The organism is Bradyrhizobium sp. BRP20, from assembly GCF_020194215.1.
GTDB classification, from domain to species: domain Bacteria; phylum Pseudomonadota; class Alphaproteobacteria; order Rhizobiales; family Xanthobacteraceae; genus Bradyrhizobium; species Bradyrhizobium yuanmingense.
This window is the reverse complement of record NZ_JADYVY010000021.1, coordinates 28835-47649: the sequence shown is the minus strand read 5'-3', so window position 1 is coordinate 47649 and position 18815 is coordinate 28835. Positions and strand designations below refer to the sequence as shown.

Genomic DNA, 18815 nt, shown 5'->3' with positions numbered 1-18815 from the left:
GTGCGAGACGACATGCAGAGGAAAGCGGCGCACCCGTTAGGTGACAAGCTACCAGCCCACCTCATCGGAATCTTCAACGAGCCAGCTCTTCTGAAGGGCGAAAATTCTGCTCTCTATTGGGACATGGTTTCGGCCATCATCGACGAGCAACAGCCGCACACATTCCTCGATTGGATCTGCATACGAGACCTTGCCAGCAGCCTTTGGGAAGAGGACATTTTTCGACGCGCTACACACGCGATAATCAGCGGCGGACAACGCCTGGCAGTGCAACAATTCCTCGCGGAGATTGCCCCAGGCGAGGAGGGCGTCGAGCGACTCAATAAAATCAAAGATACGCCCGCTCATAGGGCGGCCAGGTTCTTTAGCGCCCGCAAGAACGATAGCGAAGAAATCTGCTCTCAGCTGACCAAGTATGGTATCGGGGAAGCGGAACTCTTCGCTCGATCGGCGCAGAATAACAATGACGCCATCCTGATGTTTGAGGGAATGGTCACAAGACGCGAACGCGGCCGGCGAAAACTCCAAAAGGAAATGAGCCGACGCGGGTCTTCCCAAGAGGTGAAGTCGGAAGCATATGCCGGTGCAAATGCGCACAGCCAGCGGCCACGAGGGTCTTGCCAAGAGGTGGAAACGCCAGAGAGCATGGGTTTCGAAGCGCATCATCGTGGTCAATCCGCGGCATCCCGAGAGGTCGCAGCGACAACGAGCGAGGAAGTTCGGGATGAAGACCAGCGCAATGTGGAGCGGTTGGGGTCTTGCCAAGAGGTGACAGCAAAAATGGTCGGCTCCCATCATCATGGCCACTGAAAAGCAGATCAAGGCGAACCGGGAGAATGCAAAGCGGAGCACGGGTCCGAAGACCTTGGCCGGACGTCTGAAGTCGAGCCGCAATGCCTTGCGCCATGGCCTGTCTATTCCTGCATGTGCGGACACTTCGCCGCTCCCCTCTAGGTTCGTGGAGCTTTTGGCGCTGGAAGCCGCCAGCCAGTTACAGAAGTTGGCGGTGGTCGAATTTGCGCAAGCGCAAACTCTCTTGCAGCGCGTGGCAGCTGTTCGCAAAGGGCTGCTGAGCGAGCTAGATTTTCAAGCTCCCTCTAACGAACAGATCCGCCGCTTGGCAGCATTGGAGCGGTACGAGTGTCGAGCCCACCGGCAACGCCGTCGAGCGGCCGATCGACTTCAGGACACGGAACTGATGAGATGATGCAGGTGAGAGACCGATCGCAAAATTTGGCAGAACGAACCCAATTCGACCAAGCTTATAGGCCCGTCTTCCAATGGTGAGTTGCTTGATCCAGTTGGGTGTCGGAGAACAGTTTGCAACGTCTGGAGATTGGTCCCCATGACCGAGGACACCCACTCCTTCCGCTGCGGCTCGCTCAGCGTGACCGTCAAGGCGCACGGCGCCGAGCTCTGCTCGCTGAAGCGCGGCGGCACCGAATTCCTCTGGCAGGCGGGGCCGGAATGGCCGCGTCATGCGCCGCTGCTGTTTCCGATCGTCGGGCGCCTTGCCAACGACGAATTGCGGCATCAGGGCAAGACGTATCGGATGACGCAGCACGGCTTCGCCCGCGACAGCCGCTTTGCGTGGGCAGAACGCGGCGAGAGCCGCTGCACCCTGGTGCTCGATGATAATGAGACGACGCGCGCGCTCTATCCGTTCCCGTTCCGGCTGACGGCGGCCTATGCGATCGATGAGTCCGGCCTCGATCTGACGCTCACGATCGCCAACACCGGCAAGGAGACGTTGCCGGCTTCGCTCGGCGGTCATCCCGCCTTCAATTGGCCGCTGCAGCCCGGCGCGGCGAAGGAGAACCATGCGCTGACTTTCGCGAGCGCCGAACCGTCTCCGGTCCGCCGTCTCGAAGGTGGATTGCTGCGGCCGGCGGCGGAGCCGAGCCCGGTCAGAGGCACCTCGCTTCCCTTGTCGGACTCCCTGTTCGTCGACGACGCCATTATCTTCGACCGCATCGAGAGCACTTCGGTCCGCTATGCCGCGGCGGGCGGTGCATCGACCGGGCCATGGCTGAAAATGTCCTGGCGCGGATTTCGCGAACTCGGCGTCTGGTCGAAACCGTCAGGCGCGCCGTTCCTCTGCATCGAGCCCTGGCGCGGCTACGCCAGTCCCGCCGGCTTTCAGGGCGAGTTCACCGACAAGCCGGGACTGATGCACATCGCAGCCGGCGCGGAAGAGCAATTGTCGTTCCGCATCGAGGTCGGATCGTCCTGACGCCGGCGAGCTGATGATGCCTAGACCTCGATGCGCGTGAGATCCTCGCCGATCACGACCGGTCCTGCATAGTCCCGCCTGACGTCATCGAGCAATGCGCTCAGCATGGCATCGTCGGTGCGCGGGCGGTGATGGGTCAGCGCGAGCTTCTTGACGCCGGCCTTGGCCGCGATCTTGCCGACGGTGTCGCCGCAGGCGATCGTGTGTTTCGCAAGCCGGCGGAAGTGCTCGTTGTTGATCTCGGGCGTTGCGAGAAAACAGACCTGGACCAGCAGGTCGGCGCCTTCGGCCAGGCGCTCCAGCCCTGGGCAAGGGACCGTGTCGCCGGAAATCGCAATGACCTTGCCCTCGGCATCGAAGCGGTAGCCGAGACACATCCAGCGCGCCAGGAAGGCCGGCGACATGTCGAGGCCGTCGCCATGCGAGACCAGTTCGGCGCTGATCTTCCAGCGACCGGTGTCGAGCACGGGGCCTGGAATGATGTCCGTTGCGGCGACAGGCTTCCAGCCGCCGAAGGTCGGCTCGCCCTGGTCGCGCCAGGCGATGTCCTTGTCGTAGACCTGCGTGACCAGCGTGTTGACGAGGCGTTCGGTGTCCGGCGGGCCGTAGATGCGCAACTCGTCCTTGCGCCCGTGCATCCACGAATTCAGCATCACATCGTAGAGATCGCCGATGTGGTCGAAATGGTGATGGGTGAGGAAGACCGTGTTGATGGCGCCGAGCGGCACGCCGGCCTTGTGAAGCTGCACCATGACGCCACGGCCGGCGTCGAACAGGATGTTCTCCTCGCCAAGCCTGATCAGCGTGGTCGTCGCCATGCGGCGCGGGTCCGGGCGCGGGCCGCCGGTGCCGAGCAGTATGACCTCCATGCGCCACCTCCGAGTGCAGGCTTTTGGAGGCACAGTAGATGCGAAGCTCACAGGGGAGCAAGCCGCAGAGCGCCGCCCGAAGTACGATCTGCTTTTCCGAAAATCGGGAGACTGCCGGCGCGACGGTGCGCAAAATGAGAATTGTGGGCCAATTCATACTTAATGTGCCAAGAGCATGACCAATATTGTTTGCGCATCACAACGCGCCTAGTATCGCGGCAGGCAATTTCGGGGGCTCGAACAGGCTGTGAATGCCCGTTCACATGACGGCGCGTTGCGCGGCGACTTGAATCTGCAGGTCGGGACGCAGGCACATGGGACCGCCAGGACGGCGGTAGCTTCCGCTCGTCCGCCCGGCCGCGAGCGGCTGATCGTCGTCGAGGACGATCCGGTGACGCGGACCATGCTGGTCGACTATTTCAGCGACAACAATTTCGACGTGGTCGGCGCCGGCACCTGCACGGAGTGCCGTCAGGCGCTGCGCGCGCGCACCGATCTCGTCTTCCTCGACGTGCAACTGCCTGACGGGGACGGCTTCGAGCTCGCCAAGGAGATCCAGGCCACCAGCAACGCGGGCATCATCTTCGTGACGCGGCGCGACACCGACGTCGACCGCATCCTCGGCCTCGAGGTCGCCGGCGACCATTACGTCACCAAGCCGATCAACCTGCGCGATCTGCTCGCGCGTGCGCGCAGCGTGCTGCGGCGTCGCTCGATCGACCGCAAGGCGGCGCGCAACCACAATTCGATCGCGTTCGGCGACTGGATCATCGACCTGACCCGGCGCGAATTGCTCGGCAACGACGGCAAGCCGGTGGCGCTGACGCGCGCCGAATTCGACCTGCTGGCGGCGCTCGTCGGCGCCGACGGCAGGCCGCTCAGCCGCGACTATCTGATCGAGGTGGTCAGCAACCGCCAGGCCGAAGTCGACATCCGCACCGTCGATGCGCTGGTGGCGCGGCTGCGCCGCAAGCTCGTCGGCAGCGGCACGCCCGTGATCGCGACCGTCACCGGCGTCGGCTACAAGCTCGCGCTCAGCGAGCGGCTGTAGCGCAAGATCCGGAAAAGCGTGCAGCGGTTTTCCGGCAAGATCATGCTCAGACAATAGCAACATCGCCGTCAGCGCGATGCGACGCGCTTCCAACGTGCTTCGATGCGCGCCTTGATCCGGCTGACCCTGGCCTCATGGGCCGCCCAATAGGCGCGGCTGGCGGCCGCGGTGCCTTGACGATAGCGGGCATAGACCGCCTTCGGCTGCACCGGCATCTTCGGGCGGCTCGCCGGTTTCACGGGCGCCGCAGCCGCAACCGCAACGGCAGCTGCAACCTTGGACGCCGGATCCGGAGCAGCCGCAGCTTCGCGCTCTCCCGGCATCGCGCTCATCGCGACAAGCCGGTTGCGGGCCCGGTTGCAATAGACCTGCGACCGCGCGCTCATCTCCACTTCGCCATGACCCGCCCGGTATTTCATCAGCGCGCGGCAGAGGTCCCCGCCCGAAAGCCGCCAGGCTTGGCTGAGATAGAGCACCCCGTAATGGATGTTGACGTCGGGTTCGGCCAGCTCCGCGCTGCTGCCGCGGAAGCCCAGCATCGCCGCGGTCTCGGGGCGCACCTGCATCAGGCCGATTTCGCCCGCGCTGCCGATGACCGCCGGGTTGTAGCCGCTTTCGACGAAGACGACCGCCTCGGCGATATCGGCCGGCAGATTGGTGCTCTTGGTTTCCCTCTCGATGATCTTCCGGATCGTGGTCCGCGACGACGGCGTTTCCCCGGCGCCGAGCTCGCTGCTGCCGTCAGCCGCATGTGCGCCGATCGGAGCCGACACGAGCAGGACGACCGCGACGTGCCTCCACGTCGCGCCGAGAATGAAGCGTGCCCAATCCCGCAGCATGGGCTTGTCATAGAGCGCCGGAGTTAACAAACCGGCCTCAGGCGTGTGTGCGTCACGGTCGCGCGCGGGCGCTCTGGTCGGTGGATCTGGCCTGCGACGGCTCCTCCAGCTGGTCATCGACCGCATAGAGCGTGCAGCTGGGCGACCATTTCATGCAGGCTGCCAGCGAGTCGCGCCGGGCCTCCTCAGTCGTCGCCCGTCCGGCGCGCCAGCCGTAGCCGCCGTTCGGCGACACCGCAAAGGCCTTGTGCGGCAGCAGGCTGGCGAGATAGCGCGCGAACTCGGCCCGCGCGGCCTCGTTGAGCTGGCGTGGCGGCGGCAGCGGATCGGGCAGGCTCAGGAGGTCATGGCCGAGCCCGCGCTCGCGCAGGAAGGCGTCGAGATACGGTGTCCATTGCGGCCGGCCCGCGACCGAATAGAGATAATGCCCGTCTTCGCCGTAAGCCGGCGCCGCGACGAACCTCGCATTGCCGCCGCCCGCGCGAAATCCGTCATGGAGCCGGCGCGCGAAGTCGGGACCGAAATAGGAATCGTTGCTGGCATAGACCCACAGCATGGGCACGTGCGAGGTCTTGCCGAAGGTGGCGAAGGCCTGCACCAGCCCATCCGGATTGCAGACATCGTCGTCGTTGCGCGAGCCGCGGCCGCCGGCAAAATTGATTGCGGCGACGAGGCCCGCCGGCGCCTGTGCGCTCAGCGCCACCGTTGCAAGGCCGCCTGCGGAATGGCCGGCCGCGATCATGCCCGATGTCGTCACGTCGCCCCGGTGCGCCATCGCATCGATCGCGGCGCGCAGATCGGCAACCGCGACGGCGGCCGCCGGCAGGTACGCGGCCTTTGCGCAACCGCCGACGCTGTCGACGCGCCCGCCCGGCGAGGTGCCGTAGCCGCGCCGCATCACCACCAGCGCCGCAAAGCCGCGCCGGGCGTATTCCAGCGCGATGCCATAATATTTGTGCGCCGACATGGTCGCGCGGTCCTCGAACTTGCGCGGCGAGCCATGGCTGAGCAGCGCCAGCGGATAGCGCTTGGTCCCGACTGGTCGGACCAGAAAGGCCTCCAGCCCCTGCGGTCCGGCCTCCGCCATCGGGATGCGCAGGTCCTCGGTGTAGAACTCCGCGGCGCGCGCCGGTGCACCGGCCAGGATGAGGCCGGCGATCAGCACGAGCAGCTTGCGCGATGGGATCATCAGACGATTCGAAAGGGCGGTGCTGCCGAGCATAGCACGAACCTGCTCATGGGGACTGCAGCGCCTCCAAGGAACGCCTTCCCCCTCGCGCGTGTTGTGGCCTTGGCGGGGGCTTAGCCGATGCTATGGTGTCCCGCACTCACGACAGGACGAGGGTATTCCAGTGGCTGATGTTCATCCCGCGGCGGGCAAGCAGGCCTCGCCGGACGCGCTCACCAATATTCCGCAGCTGGTGACGGCCTATTTCGCCGGCAAGCCGGATGCGTCCGATCCGGCACAGCGTGTGGCATTCGGCACGTCGGGCCATCGCGGCACCTCTTTCAAGAACACCTTCAACGAAGGCCACATCCTCGCGACCACGCAGGCGATCTGTGATTACCGGAAAGAGAAGGGCCTGACCGGCCCGCTCTTCATCGGCATCGATACCCATGCGCTGGCCGAGCCGGCGTTGGTCAGCGCCATCGAGGTGTTCGCAGCCAACGGCGTCGAGGTCATGATCGACAAAGATGGCGGCTACACGCCGACGCCCGTCATCTCGCATGCGATCCTCACCTATAACAAGGGCCGCACCTCTGGTCTTGCTGACGGCGTCGTCATCACGCCGTCACACAATCCCCCCGAGGACGGCGGCTACAAATACAATCCGCCTCATGGCGGCCCGGCCGATACGGACGTGACCGCTGCCGTCGAGAAGTGCGCCAACGCCTATCTCGCCGGCGAGCTCGAGGACGTGAAGCGCATCGACTATGCCAAGGCGCGCAAGGCCGCGAATGTCCACGCCTACGACTTCATCACGCCTTACGTCGCCGATCTCGGCAATGTCGTCGATCTCGACCTCGTCAAATCCGCCGGCGTCAAGATCGGCATCGATCCGCTCGGCGGCGCCGCCGTGCATTACTGGCATCCGATCATCGAGCGCTATGGCCTCAACGCCAATGTCGTGAACGAGGCGATCGACCCGACCTTCCGTTTCATGACGGTGGACTGGGACGGCAAGATCCGCATGGACTGCTCCTCGCCTTACGCGATGGCGAGCCTGATCGGCATGCGCGACCGCTTCGACGTCGCCTTTGCCAACGACACCGACGCCGACCGTCACGGCATCGTCACGCGCACCGGCGGGTTGATGAATCCGAACCATTACCTGGCGACCGCGATCTCCTACCTGTTCGCGCACCGTCCGGACTGGGGCAAGGATGCGGCGATCGGCAAGACCGTGGTGTCGAGCTCGATCATCGACCGCGTCGCCAAGAAGCTCGGCCGCAAGCTGGTGGAGACGCCGGTCGGCTTCAAATGGTTCGTCGACGGCCTCGTCACCGGCGGCTTCGGCTTCGGCGGCGAGGAGAGTGCAGGGGCCTCGTTCCTGCGCCGCGACGGCGCGGTGTGGACCACCGACAAGGACGGCGTCATCCTCGGCCTGCTCGCTGCCGAGATCATGGCCAAGACCGGCCGCGATCCCAGCCAGATCTTCAATGATCTCACCGCCGAATTCGGCATGCCGCATTACGCGCGCATCGACGTCGCCGCCACCGGGCCGCAGAAGAACATCCTGAAGTCCCTCACGCCGGAGCAGCTCGGCCTCAAGGACCTCGCTGGCGATCCGGTTCGTGCGACGCTGAGCAAGGCGCCCGGCAACGGCCAGCCCTTCGGCGGCATCAAGGTCGAGACCGATTTCGGCTGGTTCGCCGCGCGGCCGTCCGGCACCGAGGACGTCTACAAGATCTACGCCGAAAGCTTCCGCAGCCCCGAGCACCTGAAACGGATCCAGGAGGAAGCCCAGGCGGGCCTAGCCAAGGTGTTCGCGGCGTAAGTTGTTCCGAGAGGTCGCCGCTGTCTTACCCTCCCCAGGGGAGGGTAAGCGGAGCCGGAGCCGGACGCGGTCATTCCCCCGTTATGTATACAATCACAAGCATAAAGGTATTAAGGTAGAGCTGATTCCATCTTGAACAATTCCATCCCTCAGCTATTGTATACATAACGTATTCATAAGCCGTGGGAGTGAGACATGACAAAACCCTTCCCCATGAACGCCTGGTACGCCGCGGCGTGGGACGCCGACGTCAAGGCTGCGCTGCTGCCGCGGACCATCTGCGGCAAGCATGTCGTGATGTATCGCAAGGCCGACGGCACGGTGACCGCGCTGGAGGACGCCTGCTGGCATCGCCTGGTGCCGCTGTCCAAGGGCCGGCTCGAAGGCGACACCGTCGTCTGCGGCTATCATGGCCTGAAATACAACGCGCAGGGCCGCTGCACCTTCATGCCCTCGCAGGAGACCATCAACCCCTCGGCCTGCGTGCGCGCCTATCCCGTGGTCGAGCGTCACCGCTACGTCTGGCTCTGGATGGGCGATCCCGCACTCGCCGATCCCGCGCTCGTCCCCGACATGCACTGGAATCACGACCCGGCCTGGGCCGGCGACGGCAAGACCATCCACGTCAATTGCGACTACCGCCTCGTGCTCGACAATCTCATGGATCTCACCCACGAGACCTTCGTGCACGGCTCCTCCATCGGCAATGATGCCGTCGCCGAGGCGCCGTTCGACGTCACCCATGGCGAGAAGACGGTGACGGTGACGCGCTGGATGCGCGGCATCGAGCCGCCGCCGTTCTGGGCCAAGCAGCTCGGCAAGCCCGGCCTCGTCGACCGCTGGCAGATCATCCGCTTCGAGGCGCCGTGCACCATCGCGATCGACGTCGGCGTCGCGCCGACGGGCACCGGTGCGCCGGAAGGCGACCGCTCGCAGGGCGTCAACGGCTTCGTGCTCAACACGATCACGCCGGAGACCGAGAAGACCTGTCACTATTTCTGGTCCTTCGTCCGCAACTATCGTCTCGGTGAGCAGCGCCTCACCACCGAGATCCGCGAGGGCGTCTCCGGCATCTTCCGCGAGGACGAGCTGATCCTCGAAGCGCAGCAGCGCGCGATGGACGAAAACCCCGATCGCATCTTCTACAACCTCAACATCGACGCCGGCGCGATGTGGTCGCGCAAGCTGATCGATCGGATGGTGGCGAAGGAAAACGCCCCAAAGCACCTTCAGGCCGCGGAGTAGAACATGGCCGAGCGTGAGGTCGACCGCTCCATCTCGCAGACCGTGAAGGCGCAGCTCGCGCTGCGCGACCAGATCCTGTCGGGCGCCTTGCGGCCGGGCGAGCGCATCTCCGAGCTGCAGGCGGTGGAGACCACAGGCGCTTCGCGCACACCGGTGCGCATGGCGCTGGTGCGGCTGGAGGAGGAGGGGCTGTTGGAGGCGATCCCCTCCGGCGGCTTCATGGTGAAGGCGTTTTCGGAGCGCGACATCTCCGATTCCATCGAGCTGCGCGGCACGCTGGAAGGCCTGGCGGCGCGCTTTGCCGCCGAGCGCGGCGTCTCTGCGCGCGAGCTCGAGCCGCTGAAGGAGTGCCTTGCTGCGATCGACGAGCTGCTGCGGCAGGTCCCGATCTCGGTCGATGCTTTCTCGGCCTACGTCGCGCTGAATGCGCGCTTCCACGCCCAGCTCACGGAGCTGTCGCGCAGCCCCCCGCTGATCCGGCAGATCGACCGCGCCTCGGCGCTGCCGTTTGCCTCGCCGAGCGGCTTCGTGATGGCGCAATCGGCGTTGCCGGAGGCACAGCAGATCCTGATCATCGCCCAGGAGCACCATCGGGTCGTGATCGACGCCATCGAGAACCGCGAAGGCGCGCGCGCCGAGGCCGTCATGCGCGAGCATGCCCGGCTGGCGGTGCGAAACCTGCGGCTCGCGCTGCGCAACCGCACCCATCTCGACCTCTTGCCGGCGCTCGCGCTGATCAAGACCGCAACCGATTGAGGGCAGTCACCATGCGCTTCATCGAGACCTGGACCCCAGCAACGCTCGTCGCCACCCGCGATCTCACCCCGAACGTCCGCGAATTCCTGATCAAGCCGGATCAGTTCGAGGCCGCGGCCTATCCGGTCGGCAGCCACATCAATGTCAGCGTCACCATCGACGGCCTGCCGGAGACGCGGTCCTATTCGCTGGTTGGCGAGGCCTCGTCGCACGGCCTCCGAATTGCTGTGCGCCGCGCGGAGGATTCCCGTGGCGGCTCCCGCTACATGTGGTCCTTGCAGCCGGGCGCGCGGCTCGACATCACCCAGCCCGCCTCGCTGCTCGCGGTGGACTGGACTCGCGAGAATTATTGCCTGATTGCCGGCGGCATCGGCATCACCCCGATCCTCGGCGCCGCGCAGGCGCTGGCGCGGCGCGGGGCGGATGTCACGCTGCATTATGCCGTACGCTCGCGCCGCGAGGCCGCCTATCTCGACGATCTCGCCGCGATGCTTGGCGATCGCCTCGTCGTTCATGCCAGCGAGGAAGGCAGCCGGCTCGATATGGACGCGCTGTTCGCCTCATTGCCGCAAGGCACGCTAGCGCTGTTCTGCGGCCCGATGCGCATGCTCGACGCCGCACGCCATGCCTGGATCGGCGCCGGCCATCCGCTCCCCGATCTCCGCTACGAGACGTTCGGCTCCAGCGGCACGCTGCCCACCGAAACGTTCACGGTGCGCCTCAAGGACTCCGGTGTCGAGCTCGAGATCCCGCGCGAGCGCTCGATGCTCGACGTGCTCAATGCCAGCGGCTTTGAGGTGATATCCGATTGCAAGCGCGGCGAATGCGGCCTCTGCGCCATCGACGTGGTCGATGTCGACGGTGAGATCGACCATCGCGACGTCTTCTTCAGCGACCATCAGAAACAGAGCAACCAGAAGATCTGCGCCTGCGTCTCCCGCGCGCGCGGCACGATCACCGTGGATACGCTGCTGCGCGCGGATGCGGTTTGAAGGAGGCCGGAGCGGGACTCTCCTAGGAGCAAGTAGACGGCGCCGCGGGCTCCACCTCTCCCGCTTGCGGGAGAGGTCGCGCCGAAGGCGCGGGTGAGGGTTCTCTCCTCTGGGGGAATCCCTGTAGCCCGGATGGAGCGGAGCGAAATCCGGGGCGGTGTTGCTCCGGCGCACACTCGTCCCGGATTGCGCTCCGCTCCATCCGGGCTACGAAGGACCAATCGGTAGAGCCCTACGCCGCGTAAATCGCCCGGTACTTCTTCGTCTCCAGCAGCGCCATCACCCCGTCCGCGGCCACCGGCCGGCTGATGAGATAGCCCTGCACCTCGTCGCAACTGATCTGCCTGAGATATTCGAGCTGGTCGGCGGACTCGACCCCCTCCGCCACGACGCCGATCCGCAAATCGCGCGCAAGCGAGATCACCGATTTCACGATGGCCGCGCAGTCCGGCTGCACCAGCATGTCGCGGATGAAGGACTGGTCGATCTTAATGCGGCTGAACGGCAGCTTGCGCAGGTAAGTCAGCGAGGAGAAGCCGGTGCCGAAATCGTCGAGCGCGAGGGTGACGCCGAGCTCCAGCAGCGCGTTCAGGACCGTCGCGGCCGAACCGTATTTCGCCAGCAGCATCGATTCCGTGATCTCGATCTCGAGCCGATGCGGGGCGATCCTGGCGTCGGCGAGCGCCTGCACGATGGTCTGGAGGATGGCCGTGTTGTGAAACTGCGCGGCCGAGAAATTCACGGCAACCCTGATGTCTTCGGGCCAGTCCGCCAGCGTCGCGCAGGCGCGGCGGATGACCCATTCGCCGATCTCGTGGATCAGCCCGGTCTCTTCGGCGACTGGTATGAATTCACTCGGCGGAACCAGCCCGCGCGAAGGATGCTGCCAGCGCAATAGCGCCTCGAAGCCGGTGATCCGGTTGGTGCCGAGATCGAGGAACGGCTGGAACACCAGGAACAGCTCGTTGCGCGCAATCGCGCCTGCGAGGTCCGCTTGCAGCGCCTTGCACTCGCGGGACGATCTGTCGTCGGCCTGTTCGAAGAAGCAGACCGTGCCCGGCCCCGCCTTCTTGGCGCGGTAGAGCGCGGCATCGGCATTCTTCATGAGGTCGAGCGGCGTGTTGCCGTCGCGTGGCGCCAGCACGATGCCGACGCTCGTCGCGCCGACGATCTGCCGGCCTTCGATCTGGAACGGCTCGCTGAAGGCCGCGACGAAGCGTTCGGCGATCTCGAGCGCATCCTCGGGCCGTGTCAGATTGGCCATCACCAGCGCGAACTCGTCGCCGCCGATCCGCGCGACGTGCTCGGCGGCGCGCGTGCAGCGTTGCAGGCGGCTGGCGACCTGGACCAGGAATTCGTCGCCGGCGGGATGGCCGAACTGGTCGTTGACCTCCTTGAAGCGGTCGAGATCGAGCAGGAGCACCGCGAATTCCTCGCCCGATAGCGCCAGCCGCTTGAGCGCGGCATCGAGCGTTTCGTTGAAGGCGACGCGGTTGGGCAGGTGGGTCAGGGGATCGAGCCGCACCGTGCGCTCGGCCTCGATCTGCCGCATCATGCGCCGGGCGAACGAGAACGAATTGACGAACACGCCGCGCAAAAGGACGCTGCCGTAGACCACGACGAGAAAGGCGATGAGGAGAAAGGCGAGATCGCCGTTCTGGCCGAGGCAGATGGCGATGCCGAGGAAGATCGGCGCCGTGAAGGCGATCGCCGCGATCGGAATGGTGGCGAAGGCGAGCGCGCCGCCGGCCAGCATGCCCGCGCACAGGCAGGTAATGACGAGCTGGCCGCCGCTGGAAGCGTCGGCGAAGAAGGCGACCGGGACGATGCCCCAGGCGGCGCCGAGGATGAAGGCGTTGCGCACCAGCCGGTACATCGCGCGACGCGAGACGAATTGCGGCTTGGTGATGCGGCGCGCGACGTGGGATTGCAGGCCAAATCCGATCGCGGCGGCGGCGACAGCCGCCGCCCAGATCAGGGCGGGCATCCTGTCCGGCGACTGCCACAGCGCGATGGCGAGCACGATGGCGTTGCAGGCATTGGCCAGCATGATGCCGACCGAATAGCCGAGCACCAGCGACATCTGCTCGGCGCGGATATGCCCGGCCACGGCCTCGTCCGTTGCGGGGCCGCCGAAGGCCGACAGATCGCCGGCGAACAGCCGTGCGACATAGCTGGTCGTTTGAGTCCGCATTCAATAGCCTAGCAGCACGGGCCGTTCTTTTCGGCTCGATCCGGAGAATTCGCCGTAAACCTTTGACGAACTATGAATTATCCCCGCTTGCCGCGCCGGCCGCGACCACTACTGCGTGCTCTTCACGCAGTATCGATAACAAATCGATACAAATGCCCGACAGGCCGGACATCAAACGGGGCGGGGGCGCGGTCTCAGCTGGGCGATGGCGACCCCGGAGATCGCGAGCAGTCCGCCGACGATCAGCTTGGGCGTAAGCCGGTCGCCGAGAAACAGTACGCTCGAAAGCAAGGCAAACACCGGAAGTAGCAGACCGAAGGGCGCGACGCGCACCATCGAGCAACGGGCGATCAGCCAGAACCAGAGGCCAAACCCGACAATTCCCCCGGCGAAGATCGTGTAGGCGAGCGCCAGCCAGCCAAGTTCGCCCGCCGTCACAAGGCTCGCCGCTTGTCCATGTTCAAGGAGCAGCGACATCAACATGACCTGCGGTACCGTGAGCAGCGAGGACCACCCCATCAACATCAAGGGATCGAAGGGGCCATAACGCTTCGTCAAGACGTTGGACACCGCGAAGGCGAAAGCCGCTCCGACTACAAGCAGCAGCGGAAGCGGGTTGGCGGACTGGTCAGGCTCCGCTGCCAACACCGTCACGCCGACGAAAGCAAGCATCACTCCGGCGCAGGTGGCGAGTGACGGTCTCTCCGCGAGCAGCAGCCATGCGAGCAGGACGGTGAAGGGCGTGGCGAGTTGGTATGCGACGGCCGACATGCTTCCCGAGCCGAGCCCAAGGCCAACGTAGAACAGCCCGAAATTCAGTCCACCAAGGAAGAGCGAAATGGCTGCGACAGGGCCGAACTGTTGACGCGTGGGCCTGTCCACGAACGGAACAAGCAGCAGCGCAATGGCCAGAAAGCGCAGTGCGAGGAAGAAGAGCGGTGGAAACTCCGCAACGCCCACTTTGATGGCCACGAACTGATAACCCCAGATCAGGGGAACGGCGATCGCGCAGACGATCTGGATGGCAGACATGGCGGATGTCCTTTTTAAAGACCGATCAGTCCAAATATGGGCGCACCATCAGCGGAGGCGTCACGGGGTTGCTTACCTGAGGAAACGACCGATGAGAGCGTCGACGGCCGCTTGCGATGTGGTCCGTGCCGGTGCCGTCTTGCCGACCACGCGCAGCCCTTCAACGAAACAGACGAGAACCCGGGCGGCCGTTGCGGGCTCAACACCATCGGCCAACCTGCCCGCCGCTTTCGCGCGGGACAGTGCATCGGTCACTTTGGCCTCCATCGCCTTGAAGAAGCCCGCAACGCGTCGACCGACGTCGGCATCCCCGCCAGCCAATTCCATGGCCGTGGCCACCAGGAGACATCCACGCCGACCGTTGCTCCCGCTGGTGCGCTCGACGTAACCGGCGAGGTAAGCCTGCAGACCCTCGACCGGATCGTTTCGGGGGTCGAATTCGCCATCCATCCGCGCCAAGGCATCCGCGATGTAACGATCGAGCGCCCGCAAGAACAGCGAATGCTTGTCGCCGAAAGCGGCGTAGAGGCTGCCCCGCGACAGCCTGGTCGCGCGCAGGAGATCGGGCAGCGCCGTGGCGTGATAGCCGCGCGACCAGAACACATCCATCGCGCGTTCGACGGCGGCGTCCACGTCGAAACTTCGCGGCCGGCCACGGGGCATCGGCGTTGCAGTATTTTGCCTCATGCCGATATATAGACCGATCAGTCATTAAATGACAAGCCCAAGCTCCGGGATCATCAGCCTCCTATCCGGACCTCAACACCGGAATCTGCGCTGATGTTTTCTTCTCGTCAGCGGATCGAGACGCCTCCTCGATCGCGTGATACGTTTCGTGGACCGGCAGGTCACCGTGCGCCGCGTCGGCACCGGATGCGTTCGAAATTCCGAGGGCCTGTCCATGAGCGAGCCTTCAGCCGATGTGTCGGCAACGGTCGAATACACGATGGACAAATGGCGGATGGACCGGGTCCCCTGGGCCCTGTGGGCTTGCGTCGCCGGCCTTGCGATCGCGGTTCACGCCGAGAGCCGTGGCCAGAATGGAGCCGTTTTGGCCCTCGTCTATCTGGCTCTGCTGGCTCTGGCGTTCGCAGGCTATGCACTGACGAGCCTGATCGGGCGGTCCGGCCTGCCATTGCTTCTCGAATTATTTATCGGCCTCCTGGTCCTGATCATCGTCTCTGCCCTCATCGGTGGGATCAGCCTGATGGTCAGCGGGTCGACCGGCGGCTCCAGCTATGTCGGCACGATGCGCAGTCACTATTGGACTCATCTCGTGAACCCATCGCTGAACGTTTTCGGCTGGATGTTGCTCTATCTGGGTTTCGGATGGATCGCGTTTTCAGCTTACCGGCACTTCTACGCGGATCGGGCGGTCGTCTCCATGTCTTCCGCGGGCATCCACTTTCACAGGCCATGGCTCAAGGGTCTCTTCATTCCCTGGCAGGAGGTGCGCGGGGTGGGCCATCTGGTCGTTCCCGGCATCTCGGGGGTGCCGTATGTCAGTCCATACGCTGCGGCCGTCACGGTCGGTCAAAACTTCTATGAGCAGCATATCGCCCCGAAGCTGGGCTTCCTCGCGCCACCCGGGGCCGAGGCCATGTTCCAGCCGAAAGGCGAAAGGATGCAGGTGGTGCTGAGCAGCGCCGACATGGCGGTCAAGCCGGAAGATTTTCTCAGGCCTGCCGAGGCGCGGTGGAAAACATTTCGGGATCAACCGGCATCGCCGCCCCAACGCGGCGGCACCGTCTTCTACGGACGCTGGTCGATCGATGGCTCGCGGTGGCAGGCCGTTCAGTTTCTTGCGCCTCTCGTCGGTCTCGCCGTGGTCGTGCTGTACCGATAGGTCCCGCTCAGCGTCCGAGCTGCTTCGGATCGTAGAAGAAGCGCTCCTCGATGATCTCATTGCCTCGCCAGGTCTGCCACGCGATCTCCTCCAGTGTCCGCGTCGCGCCCTCGGCGTCGGTGAAGGAGAACTTCCAGCGGCTGGCGACGACGTCGCCATCGATCAGGCTCGGGCCGAGGCGCACGGCAGTGACCTCCTTGAACGCCGCCAGCACGCCGCGCTCCTTATCCGCGAGCTTGTCGCGCCCGACCACCGGCGCGGCGAGGTTCTCATAGGTCGCGGTATCAGCGGTGTAGTAGTCGAGGATCGCGCCGACGAAGTCGCCATCCTCCAGCCGCTTCGCAAAGGCTTCGACGATCTCACGGCTCGGCATGGCGACCTCACAGCTTAACACCGACTGATAGTCGGTAATTACCGACCGATAGTCGAAAAGTCAACTGGCCGGCTCTCGCGAATTCGACTAGACGAGAGCTTATGGCCAAACAGGCGGAGCGGCGGGCGGCGACATCGAAGGCGATCCTGACGGCGGCGCGGCGCCTGTTCGGGACGCAAGGCTTTGCCGCGACCACTATGGACGACATTGCCGAAGGCGCTTCGGTCGCCAAGGGCGCGGTCTATCATCACTTCAAGACCAAGGAGGCGGTGTTTGAGGCTGTGTTCGACCAGGTGTCGCGCGACCTCGTTGCCGAGATCGACCGCACGGCACGCGCCGAGAAGGACGTGCTCGCCGCCATGGTCGCCGGCACCCAGCATTACTTTGCCGCGACCGCGAAGGGGCCGACCGGCCAGATCATTCTGCGTGACGGCCCCGCCGTGCTCGGCTGGGAGCGCTGGCGCGAGATCGACGCGCAGCACTTTGGCGGCAAGATGCCGCGCGCGCTCTCCGCCGCGATGGAGGTCGGCCTGATCGCGCGTCAGCCGGTCGAGCCGCTGGCGCGCCTCCTGCTCGGCGCGGTGACGGAAGCCGCAGTCGCCTGCGCTGGTCGCGCTGACATCGCAAGGGCGGGCGCGGAATATGCCCGTGCGTTCAAGTCGCTGGTGGAAGCGCTGCGTCTGCCCGCATGATTGTGGTAGTGACGAACCGGAAACGCCCACGCCAACAAGAAGAACAGTAGCGCATGAACGCAACTTCCTCTCTCGCACCCACCGATCCCGAATTCGACTACATCATCGTCGGCGCCGGCTCCGCCGGCTGCGTGCTCGCCAACAGGCTCTCGGCGAACGGCAAGCACAGCGTGCTGCTGCTCGAGGCCGGCCCGAAGGATTCCAACATCTGGATCCACGTCCCGCTCGGCTACGGCAAGCTGTTCAAGGAGAAGAGCGTCAACTGGATGTACCAGACCGAGCCGGAGCCGGAGCTGAAGGGTCGCCAGGTGTTCCAGCCGCGCGGCAAGACGCTGGGCGGATCGAGCTCGATCAACGGCCTGCTCTATGTCCGCGGCCAGCACGAGGACTACGACCGCTGGCGCCAGCTCGGCAACGCCGGCTGGGGCTATGACGACGTGCTGCCCTATTTCAAGAAGGCCGAGAACCAGTCGCGCGGCGCCGACCAGTATCACGGCACGGGCGGGCCGCTGCCGGTGTCCAACATGATCGTGACCGATCCGCTGTCGAAGGCCTTCATCGACGCTGCCGTCGAGAGCGGTCTGCCCTACAATCCTGATTTCAACGGCGCGACCCAAGAAGGCGTCGGCCTGTTTCAGACCACGACGCGCAACGGCCGGCGCGCCTCGACGTCGGTGGCCTATCTCGGTCCCGCGAAGGCGCGCAGCAATCTGAAGATCGAGACCTCCGCCCACGCTCAGCGCATCCTGTTCGAAGGGCGCCGAGCCGCAGGCGTCGAATACCGGCAAGGCGCCACCTTGCGCCGCGCCCGCGCGCGGCGGGAAGTCGTCGTGTCGAGCGGCGCCTACAACTCGCCGCAGCTGCTTCAGCTCTCCGGCGTCGGGCCCGGCGATCTCCTGCGCAAGCATGGCATCGAGGTGGTGCTCGATGCTGCCGGCGTGGGGCATGATCTGCAGGATCACATGCAGGTCCGCATCGTCATGCGCTGCTCGCAGAAGATCACGCTCAACGACACCATCAATCATCCGCTTCGCCGCACGATGGCCGGCGCACGCTATGCGCTGTTTCGCAAGGGATGGCTGACGATCGCAGCGGGCACGGCGGGCGCCTTCTTCAAGACCAGTCCGCGCCTCGCCTCGCCCGACATCCAGGTTCATTTCCTGCCGTTCTCGACCGACAAGATGGGCGAGAAGCTGCACGATTTCTCCGGCTTCACCGCTTCGGTTTGCCAGCTCCGTCCTGAAAGTCGCGGTTCCCTCCGCATCAAGAGTGCCGACCCGGCCGTGCCGCCGGAAATCCGCATCAACTACATGTCGACCGAGACCGATCGCACCACCAACGTCGAGGGCATCAAGATCTTGCGCAAGATCCTGAACGCTCCGGCGCTGAAACCGTTCGTGGTCAGCGAGTACGACCCCGGCGCGAAAGTATCTTCGGATGCCGAGATCCTGGATTATTGCCGCGAACGCGGCAGCACCATCTATCATCCAACCTCGACCTGTCGTATGGGCAATGACGCGCTCGCGGTGGTCGATCAGCGGCTGAAGGTGAGGGGGCTCGACGGCCTTCGCGTCGTCGACGGCTCGATCATGCCCGATCTGGTGTCAGGGAACACCAATGCGCCGATCATCATGATCGCCGAAAAGGCCTCCGACATGATATTGGAGGATGCGCGTTAGTTTCGCGCTTTGAAA

General features: G+C 64.8%; 18 protein-coding genes. 11 read left to right on the top strand and 7 right to left on the bottom strand.

Annotated elements, in window-relative coordinates; genetic code table 11:
• Window positions 1-12 precede the first annotated feature (12 nt).
• The 3 genes from I6F33_RS32720 to I6F33_RS32710 all read left to right on the top strand — a co-directional run bounded on the left by I6F33_RS32720 (window position 13) and on the right by I6F33_RS32710 (window position 2233).
• Window positions 13-810: a hypothetical protein gene (locus I6F33_RS32720; protein WP_225145262.1), complete on the top strand. Its 798-nt coding sequence runs from the start codon at window positions 13-15 to the stop codon at window positions 808-810.
• Window positions 800-1207: a hypothetical protein gene (locus tag I6F33_RS32715; RefSeq protein WP_225145261.1), complete on the top strand. Its 408-nt coding sequence runs from the start codon at window positions 800-802 to the stop codon at window positions 1205-1207. The genes I6F33_RS32720 and I6F33_RS32715 overlap by 11 nt, the downstream gene beginning before the upstream one ends.
• Before the next feature lie 138 nt (window positions 1208-1345).
• Entirely contained in the window at window positions 1346-2233 is an 888-nt protein-coding gene (locus tag I6F33_RS32710; RefSeq protein WP_225145260.1) for an aldose 1-epimerase family protein, read from the top strand.
• A gap of 20 nt (window positions 2234-2253) precedes the next feature.
• On the opposite strand, the gene I6F33_RS32705 is transcribed toward I6F33_RS32710, so the two are convergent.
• On the bottom strand, window positions 2254-3102 hold the full coding sequence (locus I6F33_RS32705) for an MBL fold metallo-hydrolase (protein ID WP_225145259.1): 849 nt from the start codon (window positions 3100-3102) through the stop codon (window positions 2254-2256).
• A gap of 247 nt (window positions 3103-3349) precedes the next feature.
• On the opposite strand from I6F33_RS32705, the gene I6F33_RS32700 reads away from it, so the two are divergent.
• Window positions 3350-4153: a response regulator transcription factor gene (locus I6F33_RS32700; RefSeq protein ID WP_036024738.1), complete on the top strand. Its 804-nt coding sequence runs from the start codon at window positions 3350-3352 to the stop codon at window positions 4151-4153.
• Between the two features lie 68 nt (window positions 4154-4221).
• Here the strand turns inward: I6F33_RS32700 and I6F33_RS32695 are convergent, their stop codons facing one another.
• Entirely contained in the window at window positions 4222-4992 is a 771-nt protein-coding gene (locus tag I6F33_RS32695; protein WP_225145258.1) for a transglycosylase SLT domain-containing protein, read from the bottom strand.
• 52 nt (window positions 4993-5044) lie between these two features.
• On the bottom strand, window positions 5045-6181 hold the full coding sequence (locus I6F33_RS32690) for a S9 family peptidase (RefSeq protein ID WP_225138976.1): 1137 nt from the start codon (window positions 6179-6181) through the stop codon (window positions 5045-5047).
• 163 nt (window positions 6182-6344) lie between these two features.
• Here I6F33_RS32690 and pgm point away from each other — a divergent pair, with 163 nt between their 5' ends.
• The 4 genes from pgm to I6F33_RS32670 all read left to right on the top strand — a co-directional run bounded on the left by pgm (window position 6345) and on the right by I6F33_RS32670 (window position 10984).
• On the top strand, window positions 6345-7991 hold the full coding sequence (pgm, locus tag I6F33_RS32685) for a phosphoglucomutase (alpha-D-glucose-1,6-bisphosphate-dependent) (protein WP_225145257.1): 1647 nt from the start codon (window positions 6345-6347) through the stop codon (window positions 7989-7991).
• A 195-nt stretch (window positions 7992-8186) separates the two neighbouring features.
• On the top strand, window positions 8187-9236 hold the full coding sequence (locus tag I6F33_RS32680) for an aromatic ring-hydroxylating dioxygenase subunit alpha (protein ID WP_225131482.1): 1050 nt from the start codon (window positions 8187-8189) through the stop codon (window positions 9234-9236).
• Window positions 9237-9239: 3 nt separating this feature from the next.
• Window positions 9240-9992, top strand: a complete 753-nt coding sequence (locus I6F33_RS32675; protein ID WP_225138974.1) for a GntR family transcriptional regulator — start codon at window positions 9240-9242, stop codon at window positions 9990-9992.
• Between the two features lie 11 nt (window positions 9993-10003).
• Entirely contained in the window at window positions 10004-10984 is a 981-nt protein-coding gene (locus I6F33_RS32670; RefSeq protein ID WP_225145256.1) for a PDR/VanB family oxidoreductase, read from the top strand.
• Window positions 10985-11216: 232 nt separating this feature from the next.
• On the opposite strand, the gene I6F33_RS32665 is transcribed toward I6F33_RS32670, so the two are convergent.
• From I6F33_RS32665 to I6F33_RS32655, 3 genes are all read right to left on the bottom strand, one after another.
• Window positions 11217-13178 carry a bifunctional diguanylate cyclase/phosphodiesterase gene (locus I6F33_RS32665; protein WP_225145255.1) on the bottom strand — a complete coding sequence of 654 codons (1962 nt, stop codon included), beginning with the start codon at window positions 13176-13178 and terminating at the stop codon, window positions 11217-11219.
• 171 nt (window positions 13179-13349) lie between these two features.
• Window positions 13350-14210: a DMT family transporter gene (locus I6F33_RS32660; RefSeq protein WP_225145254.1), complete on the bottom strand. Its 861-nt coding sequence runs from the start codon at window positions 14208-14210 to the stop codon at window positions 13350-13352.
• A 72-nt stretch (window positions 14211-14282) separates the two neighbouring features.
• Window positions 14283-14897 carry a TetR/AcrR family transcriptional regulator gene (locus I6F33_RS32655; RefSeq protein ID WP_225145253.1) on the bottom strand — a complete coding sequence of 205 codons (615 nt, stop codon included), beginning with the start codon at window positions 14895-14897 and terminating at the stop codon, window positions 14283-14285.
• Window positions 14898-15045: 148 nt separating this feature from the next.
• Here I6F33_RS32655 and I6F33_RS32650 point away from each other — a divergent pair, with 148 nt between their 5' ends.
• On the top strand, window positions 15046-16056 hold the full coding sequence (locus I6F33_RS32650; protein WP_225145252.1) for a hypothetical protein: 1011 nt from the start codon (window positions 15046-15048) through the stop codon (window positions 16054-16056).
• A 7-nt stretch (window positions 16057-16063) separates the two neighbouring features.
• Here the strand turns inward: I6F33_RS32650 and I6F33_RS32645 are convergent, their stop codons facing one another.
• Complete coding sequence (locus tag I6F33_RS32645; protein WP_036013913.1) at window positions 16064-16429, bottom strand: nuclear transport factor 2 family protein; 366 nt, start codon at window positions 16427-16429, stop codon at window positions 16064-16066.
• 101 nt (window positions 16430-16530) lie between these two features.
• On the opposite strand from I6F33_RS32645, the gene I6F33_RS32640 reads away from it, so the two are divergent.
• Entirely contained in the window at window positions 16531-17121 is a 591-nt protein-coding gene (locus I6F33_RS32640; RefSeq protein WP_225145251.1) for a TetR/AcrR family transcriptional regulator, read from the top strand.
• Window positions 17122-17174: 53 nt separating this feature from the next.
• Window positions 17175-18800 (top strand): GMC family oxidoreductase, encoded by a 1626-nt coding sequence (locus I6F33_RS32635; protein ID WP_225145250.1) that lies wholly within the window; start codon window positions 17175-17177, stop codon window positions 18798-18800.
• The last annotated feature ends 15 nt before the right edge of the window (window positions 18801-18815 follow it).

Coding starts and splice junctions, on each gene's coding strand:
- I6F33_RS32720 (WP_225145262.1), top strand. CDS start 13: ATGCAGAGGAAAGCGGCGCACCCGTTAGGTGACAAGCTACCAGCCCAC.
- I6F33_RS32715 (WP_225145261.1), top strand. CDS start 800: ATGGCCACTGAAAAGCAGATCAAGGCGAACCGGGAGAATGCAAAGCGG.
- I6F33_RS32710 (WP_225145260.1), top strand. CDS start 1,346: ATGACCGAGGACACCCACTCCTTCCGCTGCGGCTCGCTCAGCGTGACC.
- I6F33_RS32705 (WP_225145259.1), bottom strand. CDS start 3,102: ATGGAGGTCATACTGCTCGGCACCGGCGGCCCGCGCCCGGACCCGCGC.
- I6F33_RS32695 (WP_225145258.1), bottom strand. CDS start 4,992: ATGCTGCGGGATTGGGCACGCTTCATTCTCGGCGCGACGTGGAGGCAC.
- I6F33_RS32690 (WP_225138976.1), bottom strand. CDS start 6,181: ATGATCCCATCGCGCAAGCTGCTCGTGCTGATCGCCGGCCTCATCCTG.
- I6F33_RS32680 (WP_225131482.1), top strand. CDS start 8,187: ATGACAAAACCCTTCCCCATGAACGCCTGGTACGCCGCGGCGTGGGAC.
- I6F33_RS32675 (WP_225138974.1), top strand. CDS start 9,240: ATGGCCGAGCGTGAGGTCGACCGCTCCATCTCGCAGACCGTGAAGGCG.
- I6F33_RS32670 (WP_225145256.1), top strand. CDS start 10,004: ATGCGCTTCATCGAGACCTGGACCCCAGCAACGCTCGTCGCCACCCGC.
- I6F33_RS32665 (WP_225145255.1), bottom strand. CDS start 13,178: ATGCGGACTCAAACGACCAGCTATGTCGCACGGCTGTTCGCCGGCGAT.
- I6F33_RS32660 (WP_225145254.1), bottom strand. CDS start 14,210: ATGTCTGCCATCCAGATCGTCTGCGCGATCGCCGTTCCCCTGATCTGG.
- I6F33_RS32655 (WP_225145253.1), bottom strand. CDS start 14,897: ATGAGGCAAAATACTGCAACGCCGATGCCCCGTGGCCGGCCGCGAAGT.
- I6F33_RS32645 (WP_036013913.1), bottom strand. CDS start 16,429: ATGCCGAGCCGTGAGATCGTCGAAGCCTTTGCGAAGCGGCTGGAGGAT.
- I6F33_RS32640 (WP_225145251.1), top strand. CDS start 16,531: ATGGCCAAACAGGCGGAGCGGCGGGCGGCGACATCGAAGGCGATCCTG.
- I6F33_RS32635 (WP_225145250.1), top strand. CDS start 17,175: ATGAACGCAACTTCCTCTCTCGCACCCACCGATCCCGAATTCGACTAC.